This is a genomic window from Lacrimispora sanguinis (genome assembly GCF_044987295.1).
Classification (GTDB): Bacteria; Bacillota; Clostridia; order Lachnospirales; family Lachnospiraceae; genus Lacrimispora; species Lacrimispora celerecrescens_B.
On the sequence record NZ_CP173277.1, the window covers coordinates 2,151,563 to 2,162,880 of the forward strand.

At 44.4% G+C, this 11,318-nt stretch carries 8 protein-coding genes; all 8 read right to left on the reverse strand.

The features are described 5' to 3' along the window. Window positions 1-33 precede the first annotated feature (33 nt). Window positions 34-1,041 carry an ABC transporter permease gene (locus tag ACHZES_RS10035; RefSeq protein ID WP_286173334.1) on the reverse strand — a complete coding sequence of 336 codons (1,008 nt, stop codon included), beginning with the start codon at window positions 1,039-1,041 and terminating at the stop codon, window positions 34-36. Then, window positions 1,035-2,543, reverse strand: coding sequence for a sugar ABC transporter ATP-binding protein (locus ACHZES_RS10040; RefSeq protein ID WP_038280903.1), 1,509 nt, complete (start codon window positions 2,541-2,543; stop codon window positions 1,035-1,037). The genes ACHZES_RS10035 and ACHZES_RS10040 overlap by 7 nt, the downstream gene beginning before the upstream one ends. Window positions 2,544-2,595: 52 nt before the next feature. After that, window positions 2,596-3,585, reverse strand: coding sequence for a sugar ABC transporter substrate-binding protein (locus tag ACHZES_RS10045; protein ID WP_395548082.1), 990 nt, complete (start codon window positions 3,583-3,585; stop codon window positions 2,596-2,598). Window positions 3,586-3,935: 350 nt separating this feature from the next. Continuing rightward, entirely contained in the window at window positions 3,936-4,631 is a 696-nt protein-coding gene (locus tag ACHZES_RS10050) for a FadR/GntR family transcriptional regulator (RefSeq protein WP_038280905.1), read from the reverse strand. A 212-nt stretch (window positions 4,632-4,843) separates the two neighbouring features. Further along, window positions 4,844-7,987 carry an alpha-mannosidase gene (locus ACHZES_RS10055; RefSeq protein ID WP_395548081.1) on the reverse strand — a complete coding sequence of 1,048 codons (3,144 nt, stop codon included), beginning with the start codon at window positions 7,985-7,987 and terminating at the stop codon, window positions 4,844-4,846. Window positions 7,988-8,007: 20 nt separating this feature from the next. After that, complete coding sequence (locus ACHZES_RS10060) at window positions 8,008-8,829, reverse strand: carbohydrate ABC transporter permease (RefSeq protein WP_038280907.1); 822 nt, start codon at window positions 8,827-8,829, stop codon at window positions 8,008-8,010. A 12-nt stretch (window positions 8,830-8,841) separates the two neighbouring features. Beyond that, the gene (locus ACHZES_RS10065; RefSeq protein WP_038280908.1) at window positions 8,842-9,720 is read right to left on the reverse strand and encodes a carbohydrate ABC transporter permease; all 879 of its coding nucleotides are present in this window, start codon (window positions 9,718-9,720) and stop codon (window positions 8,842-8,844) included. Between the two features lie 150 nt (window positions 9,721-9,870). Then, complete coding sequence (locus tag ACHZES_RS10070) at window positions 9,871-11,292, reverse strand: extracellular solute-binding protein (RefSeq protein ID WP_038280909.1); 1,422 nt, start codon at window positions 11,290-11,292, stop codon at window positions 9,871-9,873. Between the last annotated feature and the right edge of the window lie 26 nt (window positions 11,293-11,318).

Here is an 11,318-nt window from a genome sequence, read left to right on the forward strand (position 1 = left end):
ATGTTCTTATGCCTCCGTCTAAATTATGTAATATTACTTTTTGAGGGAACCTCTCTTTTTTAAGTAATCCACGTATACCGCTCCAAGGATTACGCATCCCTTTACTACAAACTGCCAGTAGCTGCTTATCTTAAGTAAGTTCATACCGTTATTAAGAACACCGATGATCAGCACGCCGATCACGGTTCCGCCCATTGTACCGATACCGCCGTTAAAGCTGGTACCGCCAAGTACGGAAGCTGCGATTGCATCACGTTCAAAGCCTTCTCCTACGGATGGCTGACCGGAATACAGTCTTGCTGCCAGAACCACACCGGCTAAGGCTGCCATCACACCACTGATGATAAATACCCTTACCTGAATCCATTTGGTATCGACACCTGCGTATTTGGCTGCTTCCTTGTTTCCGCCGGTGGCATAGACATGACGTCCAAAGGATGTACGGTTCATAATGAAATAAAGAATTACAAATGCAACGATTACAAATACAACCGGAATGGGAATTCCAAGGAAGCTTCCTACTCCCATGTTGTTGAATGTTTCGTTATTGGACTGTGCGGGCTGACCGCCTGTTAATATGTAGCTGACACCTCGTACGATAATCTGCATGGATAAGGTTACGATAAATGGCGGCAGAGTTGTGTGGGAAATAACATAACCATTGAAAAGGCCGATGACCGCACCAAATAACAGGGGGATCAGAAAGCAAAGGATTACCGGAAGTCCCGCATTCCCGCAGCGTACGGCAATAACACCGGCAGCCGCTACAACGGAACCAACGGATAAGTCAATGCCGCCGCAGATCAGTACGCATGTGATACCGAATGCGATAAAACCATTGACACATACCTGACGCAATACGCTGAGCAGGTTATTTTTAACAAGAAAGGTATCGGTTGTAATCGATAAAATAATACACAGGAATACCAACGCGATCATGGCCGCCATGTTGCGTTTCAGCCAGATCATAAAGGGATTGGTGTTCCAGAGGCTTGGTGCTTGTATCTCAGATGTCTCTGATTGGTTCTTCTTGCTTAACATGTTGTATGTTCTCCTCCCACTGCAAATGACATGATCTTTTCCTGTGTAGCTTCCGTCTCCTGCTGGTCTAAGATTCCGGCCAGATGTCCTTCCCTCATGATAGCAACCCGGCTGGAGTTATTAATGATCTCCGGAAGTTCGGAAGAGATCATGATAATGGAAACTCCTTCACTGGCCAGGCTGTGCATCAGCTTATATATTTCTGCCTTTGCGCCTACGTCGATCCCTCGGGTCGGCTCGTCCAGAATAAGTACTTTCGGCTTTGCTGCCAGCCATTTGGATATAACGATCTTTTGCTGGTTACCGCCGGAAAGCTCTCCTGCCGTCTGTTCCACGGAGGCCATCTTAATAGAAAGCTTCTGCTTGAACTCATCTACAATATTAGATTCCTTTTTCTTGTCCACTCGTAACTGATGTATAAATTCAGAAAGCACCTGAAATGTCAGATTGGTTGCAATGCTATGGCCAAGGAAAAGCCCCTGCTCCTTACGCTCTTCCGGCACCAGTGCGATGCCTGCATTCATTGCATCCTTGGGCTTACTGATGGTAAGCTTTTTCCCTTCCAGCCAGATTTCTCCTGACTGAATGCTGTCAATGCCGAATAACGCCAGTGCCAGCTCGGTACGCCCCGCTCCTACCAATCCTGAGAATCCAAGTATTTCCCCTTTTCTCAATGTAAAACTGATATCAAATACCTTATCTGTTGTTAAATGTTTCACTTCCATGATGACGTCCCCGCCGATGACACGTTTGTTTCCATACATGTTGTTAAATTCACGGCCTACCATCATGCTGATTAATTCATTTTCTGTTGTTTCTTTTGTATCTCTGGTTCCTATAAACTTACCGTCACGGAGTACCGTTACCGAATCACAGACCTTAAAGGTCTCTTCCATACGATGTGAGATGTAGATCATCGCTACTCCGGCTTTTTTTAAACGGTCGATCTGTGCAAACAGATTGTCTGTTTCGCTTTTTGACAAAGATGCTGTGGGTTCGTCCAGAATCAGGATTTTTGCCCCTTCATTTACTGCTCTTGCAATTTCTATCATCTGCTGCTGTGCTACGGATAACCCCCGAATCAGCATCCCAGCATCCAGATCCAGTCCCAGCGCATCAAGAGCTTTCTGCGCCTCATGTTTCATTTTCCGGTAATCCACCAGCTTCAAATGGTTTTTGGGTTCCCGGCCAAGAAAAATATTTTCTGCAATTGTCATCTCAGGTATGTTGGTGATTTCCTGATGGATAAAGCTGACACCATACTTGCGGGCATCGTCTACGGTCTTTATGGAAGCTTCCTTCCCGTCCATGTAGACAGTGCCCGAATCAGCACTGAAAATTCCGCCAAGTATTTTCATCAAGGTGGATTTTCCTGCGCCATTCTCTCCCATAAGAGCCCGGACTTCTCCGGGCTTTATGGAAATACTGACTCCGTCAAGTACTACATTGCGACCAAACGCTTTGGTAATATCTTTCATTTCAAAAACATATTCATTTGACATGTTTTTAACACTCCTGTTCTGCATTCTTCGCTACGGGTCAACACTTTACGGATTACTGATCTACGTTCTCTCCTGTAATGATAGACATTGGTACAACTACCTTCTCTTCAATGGTCTGTCCGGACAGAAGACGATAAGCTGTTTCGATACAGGTTGTACCGATTCCAGCTGGATCCTGTGCTGCAGATGCTATCATTTCACCGGCACGGATAAAGCCTTTTCCTTCATCAGAACCGTCTACGGAAACAACCTTGGTTGCATCTAAGCGGCCTGCTTCTTTAAGAGCTGCGATAGCACCGCGTGCTGTCGGATCATTGATGGTGAATACACCGTCGATAACTGGGTTTGCGTTGATAAAGTCTACCATGATCGGCTGAGAATAATCGGACTTTGGTTTCTCAACGTCTTTGGTCTGAATGATTTCAATGTCTGGATACTTCTTTAATTCTTCTTCAAAACCGAACTGACGATCATAGCAAACTTCTGTGGTACTATATGTAATTTCTACTACTTTTCCTTTACCGCCTAAAGAGTCTGCCAAAGCCTGTGCACACAGTTTTCCGGCTTCTTTATTATCAGATACAACGGTACACTGAACCAGTTCCGGATTCTTTACTGAAGTATTGAATGCAATGACAGGTATGTCAGCTTCCTTGCATGCTTCCAGAGTCGCACGTACTCCTTCAGAGTTGATCGCGGAAATACAGATAACGTCACAGCCCTGGTTGATCATATCTGCTACGTCATTCATCTGCTTATTCTGGTCACCGCCGGCATCCTGAATGATCAGTTCATCCTTTGTTCCGCTAAGAGCTGCCTGCATGGCATCCTTAATCTGGATAAAGAACACATTGGTTAAATCCGGTGCAGAAACACCAATCTTAATCGGCTCTCTGGCTTCTTCTGCTTTCGCTGCGGTTGTTTCAGTACCGGAGCTTGCTACTGTGGTTTCCTTTACATCGGTTTCCTTTGCAGTGGAACCGCAGGCACTTAATGACAAGGCCATCATGGCTGATAATACAATTGCAGTAACTTTTCTCATAATAATCCACCTCTCAACATTTTTTCATTCTTTTGTAGCATACTTTGATTTGTTTTTGTTTTTATACCCTAGTTTTTGTTACATATGTTTAAACCATTGTATGATATCATTCTCTATTGCGTTCCCGGGTTTGCATTTTTGTCTGCTGTCATACAATACCGCAACTAAATAATACATTTTTTATCGAATTTTGTCAATAGGAATTTTAAAATTATGCAAAACTAACAAAAGACTGTCATACACTTCCCTGCTCAAATTGTATTACATCCTTACCATTTTCTGGAAATTCCCATAAAAAAGGCAGCAGAACGATCTTTATCCATTCGTTCTGCTGCCTTTTTTTCTACCTCTTACCGCTTAATGATAACATTCAAATCCGTGTTGATCAGAGAGATATGCCTCTTTGCATAAAGCTCCGATACCTCTTCATCCCGCGCTTTTAAAGCTTCTACAATATTATGATGGGCTCTTATGGCATTCTGTGCATTTTGCGGGACCTGGAATGTCTTTAACCGGAAGTCCCGGATGCATTCATCAATCTTTCTGCTCATAAAAATCAGCATCTTATTTTTACTGGCTTCTACGATCTGCCGGTGGAGTTTCTCATCATATTTTGCCATTCCGGCAATGTCCTCTTCCTCTACTGCACGGATAAACCGGAAATGGATCCGTTCAATATGCTCAAGCTCCGCATCAGTAGCCCGCTTTGCTACGATCCTTGCACATAAGGGTTCTACGGCACTTCGTACCTCGATATAATCTTTTAATTCCACTTCATTTTTTAGGAACCATTCTGCCAGTTCTTCCTGCCCTAACTCTTTTTTACTGACTAGAAATGCTCCCCGTCCAGGTTTGATTTCTACCAGGCCCCGGGCCTCTAGAATACGGAACGCTTCTCTGACTGTACCACGACCCACCGTCAGCTTCTCACACCATTCTTTTTCCGTAGGCAATTTTTGCCCGACTTCTATTCCGTCTGCTGCAGCAAATTCCTTCATACTGTTTACCACCTGCTGCACGATTGGAATTCTAGAAACCTCTTCCATTTATTCACACTCCCTCTTCTTCATATTCATCTTTCGTATAAATATTCCATGATGTCATACAATCATTGTATCACATTTGATGAAAACTGCAAACATAAACATGATTTTTCTATTTTTTTCATACCCATCAGACAATCCAGAGGCTTATCCACTGCATAAAAAAGGCCAAAGCAGAGACTTGAAAAAGCCTGCTGCTTTAGCCTTAAAAAGAATTACCGGAATGTAACCTTCCATGTTTTGATTTCGTAAGGATGAATTACAAAGGAAGCCGTTCTGTCCTGATAAGTTACTTCTGCTGCCTCATCCTCTTCCAGCATGCTGCATTCCATGATTCTCTGAATGTCCATGCCAAAGGTCATATTCCCGCTGGTCCGTCTGTTGTTTGTCTCATAAAAGCGAAGAATGAGTTCATTCCCCTTTTGTGACTGCTTCACAACCTCAATAACAACGTTATCGGCATCTGCTTTTACCAGAGAAAATGCTCCGGGCAGCTGCCCACCATCGTTCTTTTTTACAAGGGCAGTCATTGGATTATTCATGGCATAAGCCTTTTGTATTGTTTTTGCCGTTTTCCAGTCGCCCTTGTGAGGATAAATGGAAAATACAAAGCTGTGGTGCTCCTTATCTGCATCCGGGTTTGGATAGGTTGCCGATTTTAACATGGAGATTCCGATTTCACCGTCATGAACATGACAGCCGTACTTACAGTCATTGATCATGCTGACTCCATAATCATCCTCTGAAACATCGATCCACTTATGCATGCATACCTCAAATTTTGCATAATCCCACATGGTATTGTAATGGGTTTTCCTCTTTACATTACCATACTGAATCTCAAATGTAGCTTCATCCGTATGGATATCAACCGGGAGAATCGATTTTAATAAGATATGATTTTCCTTCCAGTCGATTTCATTGCGTATGATGATTTCCGGGCTGTTGTATAGCAAGGAAATGTACTGCTCAATGACGGAATCCAGATATCTTCTCTTTACACAAATGGTAGCGCGGACCGGGCCGTTTTCCACAAGTTCCATACTGCTTACGTCCGTAATCTCCCAGGACTTTTCTACATAATAGTTGTTTACATCCCAAGCGTCATAGTTGTGGGGTCTGTCTTCATAGGTCATAAGCACGTTGGCATGCCTGTTTTCTTTCAGCACTTCCCGTTCATTCTGCTTATCATATATCGAAGAAATCTGTCCGTTTTCATGGAAGGTCACGCAGATCAACTCATTCTCTAAATGCCTCTCATCTGCTCTTAAGCCGGTATCACAGCTTCCTTCCCGCAGCTCAAAGGTCTTATAGCCCTTGGAGGGAACTTCAGAAGCGCAAAACAGCCAGGTGCCATCTCCTGTCTTCTGCGCAGGAACCAGGACCTCTCCATCCATAACCGCTAAGTTATCCATATGCTCCGGAGCCTTGAAGGATATAGCTCCCTCTCCTAAAAAGCTGTTAGGATTAAATACCACCAGATTATCTTTATGGGCAGACACATGCTCTAAAACACTGGAAAGGGCATGTTCCACCAGCTCCCTGCCGGTTTTTCCGATTGCTTCATATTCCTTCTTGGAATCCTCATATACCTCTTTAATGGAGGACCCCGGAAGAATATCATGGAACTGGTTTCTCAGGATCACTTCCCATGCATCCTTAATGGTCTCCTTAGGATAAGGATTCTGGTTTAATACGCCATCTAACATGGAGTAAAATTCTGCATTCTCAAATAAAAATTCTGATTTCCGGTTGAACTTTTTATTTCTTGCCATAGAGGTATAGGTACCTCTGTGGTATTCTAAGTATAATTCTCCGACCCAGGAAGGCAGATATTTTTTTCCTCTTACTTCTTTATCCAGCTTTTCAAAAAATGCTTTAGACGTACTCATCACAGTCCTTGGGCTGCCTGGTATGCCCTTTTGAAGTCTCCTTTGGTTTTCCAGCATATCTTTGGTAGGGCCGCCTCCACCGTCGCCATAGCCAAAGGACATTAAGACCTCATCATTTAAATATTTCTGGCTGTATCTGGCCCAGGCACCTTTTACCTGAGAAGGGTTTATGTATGCGTTATAGGTAGTAAAATGCTCGGTTTCTGTACCACCTTCCTCAGCGGCCTTATTATAATCCCGGCTAGGGCTGAAGTGTGTTAAAATTCTGGTTCCGTCAATTCCTTCCCATTCAAAGGTGTCATAGGGCATTTTATTGAATTCATTCCAGCTGATTTTCGTAGTCATAAAATATTTGATGCCGCATTTTTTCATGATCTGAGGCAGGGCCGCGGAATATCCGAACACATCGGGAAGCCATAAGATCTCATTATCTTTCCCAAATTCTTCCCGGAAAAATTCCTTGCCATGAAGGAACTGGCGCACAAGAGACTCCCCGGAGGAGAGATTGCAGTCTGCTTCCACAAACATGCCGCCTTCTGTCTCCCATCTTCCTTCTGCAACACGTTTCTGTATCTCTTCGTATACCTCAGGAGCATGTTTCTTAACATATTTATAAAGCTGAGGTTGGCTTGACATGAAGATATATTCCGGATACTGTTTCATCAGCTCCAGTACCGTGGAAAAGCTTCTTACCGCCTTATCCTCCGTAACCGCAAGAGTCCATAACCAGGCTACGTCAATGTGGGTATGGCCCACACAGTAAATCGTTTCTTTGCTGTTTCCGCTATATTTATCATAGAATTCTTCCTTCATGTATTGCCGGGCTCTTCTCAGGCTTTCATAATATTCTTCCGAATATTCTTTTCTTAAGTCCAGAAGATTTAAGGATTCATTCACTGCATGAATGATGGAGAGATAGGCACTGTCACTGTCAGGGAGAAGCCTTGCGACCTGATAAGGAACGGAAATATCATAATAATACTGCTCTGTTTCTCTATCCAGCACCTTTAACTTGGAATCCATAACAAGCTTAAAATTCTGATCCCCGGTAAATGCGGATAAAACGATCCGGAACGTCTCACCTGACTCCGCTTTTTCCGTCAGCAGGACCTCCCTGTGATTGACGTCAAGCCCCTGACGTCTGACGCCATTGACGTAAATGGTAAACTGAGGATTCGTGGCATCCCACAACCCTTCTCTTCCGGTTTTTAACTCATACACCACACATTGATCCTTAAACTCCTCAGGAAGGGTAATAACTGTTTCAAACCAGAAATATTCTCTGTGGCCGCCCCACAGCTCAGCACTAGTAAGTTCCTCCCAGTCATCGGTATGCAGATCCTGGACATTTAAAAATCGTTCCCTGGATTTTAACATCCGGTAACTGGCAACCGGAACTTCTTTCACATAAATCAGACTCTTAAGATCTTCCACCAATTTTCCAATCCGTTCTTTGATCAGTATCATTGTAGTCTCCTCCTTTTGCATCAGCCTTTGGCTGCGCCGGCCATATTAAAGCCCTTTGACATATAATTTTGTGACAAAATATAAAGTAAAATAGAAGGAATGGCATAGACGGCCGAGTAAGCGGCCAACTGTCCATATATTATCATACCATGCTGTCCGAAAAATTGATATAGAGTAACAGAAGCCGGTAATTTATTTAAAGTCTGCAGCAGGATATAGGGTATAAAAAAGTTGCCCCAGCTCCCTGAAAAGGTAAAGATAAAAACCACACAGATCCCAGGAAACATTAAGGGAGCGATGATTTTCCGAATGCTTGCCAATGTGGACGCACCATCTACCCAGGCCGCCTCCTCCAGTTCAATGGGGACATTGTCCATAAAATTTTTCATAAGCCAGATCCCATAAGGCATGGAAGTTGCCGTCAGGAATAAAATGAGGCCCAAAGTCTTGTCATACAGGCCTATGGTCAAGAACATCTTATACACCGGAACCATGACTGCTGTTATGGGAAGGGAGGTCATAAATAAAATCGTATATAAAAATAGACTTTTATAACGAAGTTCATATCTTGACAGGGGATAGGCTGCCAGGCCTGCGAATAATACCACCAAAACCGACTGTCCAAAGGAGATGAGCAGTCCGTTGGCAAATGCCCTCTGATTGGTCTGGCTGGACAGGATCACCTTGTAATTATCAAGGGTCCACTGGGTGGGCATCTTCACCGCCTGAGATGCGTTGCCGTCAAAGGAGGCCAGCAGGATCCAAAGCAGGGGAAGGACAAATATAATCGCTAATAAGGTCAGCACCACATAGGGCACCGTTTTTCTGAATTTCCAATACATGAAGCACCTCCTCTAATCCTTTCTCATGACTCTTGTATAAAAAACACTAAGTACAATCCCGATCACAAGCAGAATCATGGAAATAGCCGTACCGTATCCCAGCTGCTGGGAAATAAATGCCTGCCGGTACATAAAGATGGGTAAGGTCAGGGTTTTGGTTCCAGGTCCCCCGCCTGTCATCATGTAGATTAACCCAAATACGCCAAGGGTGGATAAGGTATTCAGCATGGTATTTGTGGCTATGGTGTTTTTAATGCAGGGAAGAATAATCCTTAACATGGTCTGAAAAGGGCCTGCCCCATCCACCTTTGCCGCTTCCTCAATATCCGCAGGCACCCCATCTAAGGCTGACTGAAAGTTCATCATGGAAAATGCAGTTCCATGCCAGATGTTTGCCAGAATAACCGTTGCCATGGGAATGGCAAACAGGAATTCCACAGTGGGAAGATGAAAAAAGGAAAAGATCTGGTTTAAGGTACCTTCATCTCCAAAAAAAGTGCTGCAACATAAGGCCACGACCACCTCAGGCATGATCCAGCCTGCCAGAAATACAGGACCTACGATCCCCCGGAAAATCCTGTTTCTGTTCCTCATGTTAAGGGCAATGAGAAAACCCAGTACCTGCTGCCCGATCAGGCTTCCAAGGAGAAAAACAAGGGTGTTGACAATGCTGATGCGTACGGTGCGGTCCTTAAACATGCTGACATAATTAGACAGGCCGATAAATTTAAGCTGTTTTGCATTCTCCCCTGATAGAGCCAGGTTTGTAAAAGAATAATAAACGGTCAATAAAATCGGCATCACAAAAAATATAAGCAAAAGGACCATAGAGGGCAGAATTAATACTGATTTTCTTGCTTCCGCAAAAAGCCGGCTGCTTTTTTTATTCATGGTTTCCTCTTTTCTGCCCTGCTTCTAAGGGCATATGGGTATAAGGGCATATAGGTATCCCTGTAAGGGGCTTCCTCCGTTTGGATAAAAACAGGGAGAGCCAGGTGCTTTGCTATTGCACGTTAGCCCTCCCCTTTAATTCCTGAACGTTTATTTTGTCACGGTATTATCTGCGCCAACGCTGTTCGTCACATCTGATTTATACTGCGCCATAGCATCCTCCGGGCTCGTTCCTGATACAACTGACTCCACCATGGTCTGTATATGGGTGGTAACCGTTGAATACTGGCTGTTTCTGGGCCTGTAGAAGGCGCCGGATAAAAAGCCTGTGCATTTTTCCATAAAGGGCTGGGAAGCGTATGTAGGATCGGCTGCAATATCAGTTCTGGTTGCAATATTTCCCTGGGCAATGATGGTATCTAAGTAAATATCATAGCTCATACAGTGCTTGATAAAGTCCATGGACGCATCCTTCTGATCGGAAAGCTGGGGAATGGATAAGGCCCAGCCGCCTGACATGGTGATGCTTCCCGGTTTCTGCCCCTCAGAGGTAGGCATGGCTGCGATGCCAAGTTTATCCTTGTATTCCGGCCATGGAGCTGATCCTGTTTCCTTGTAATTTCCTGTCATCCAGTATCCGTCTAAGGAAATGGCAAGCTTGCCGCCCGGTAAGTATTCTCTGGAAGCAATGTTTCCTGCTTCTCCGTTTAATACCTTGGACAGGGAAGGCCCATATCCGTCCTTATATATGGTATTGATAAAATTTAAGGATTTTAAAATATTTTCGCTGGATGCGATCCATTTGTCATTTTCATCTAAAAGCTGTTCACCTGTTCCGTAAAGAAGCATCTCATAGGTCTGCATAGAGGTGGCCTCGCCGCTGGCTACTCCTGAATTGCACCAGAAAGGTACCACATCCGGGCATTTCTCCTTAATGACCTTACAGGTATCCAGGATCTCCTGCCATGTTTTTGGCTGCCACTCCGTATCTAAGCCGGCTGCCTTAAATATGTCTTTGTTATACCACAATCCGCGGGTATCGGTACAGTAAGGGATCCCGTACACACTTCCGTCACTGTATGTAACCCCATCCACCAGCGGTCCGTAGAACGTTCCGTCATTCCACTCCTTATAATCCTTTAAGTAGCCAGAAAGATCGGTAAGATAACCGGCTGCCACGTCAGAGGGAAGCTGGAATGTATCTTCGCAGACAATATCCGGAGCCGTATCCGCTGACTGAAGTGCCAAAGCCACCTTTGCAAAATAATCTCCTTCCGAAGCGGTAATGGGGGCAATGTCTAGTTCAATGGAATCCTTTTTATCATAGGTCTCATACGCATGCTCAAACCAGTTCTTTAAGGCATCGCTTCCACCATCCCGGAAGGTAATGGAAATTTTCGTCTTTCCGCCTGTGCCAGGGGTTTCCGCTGTTTTTCCGGTTTCCCCGGAACCTGCTTCTGTTTTTCCCTGGGCTGTTGCCTCCGTCTTTGCCCCGGAGCCCTGACATGCTGCCAGGGAAAGAACCATGGTTGATGCAAGCACCGCTGCTGCAACTTTCTTCATTTTCTTCATAAAACCCTCCCATCTCTTATTCTCTT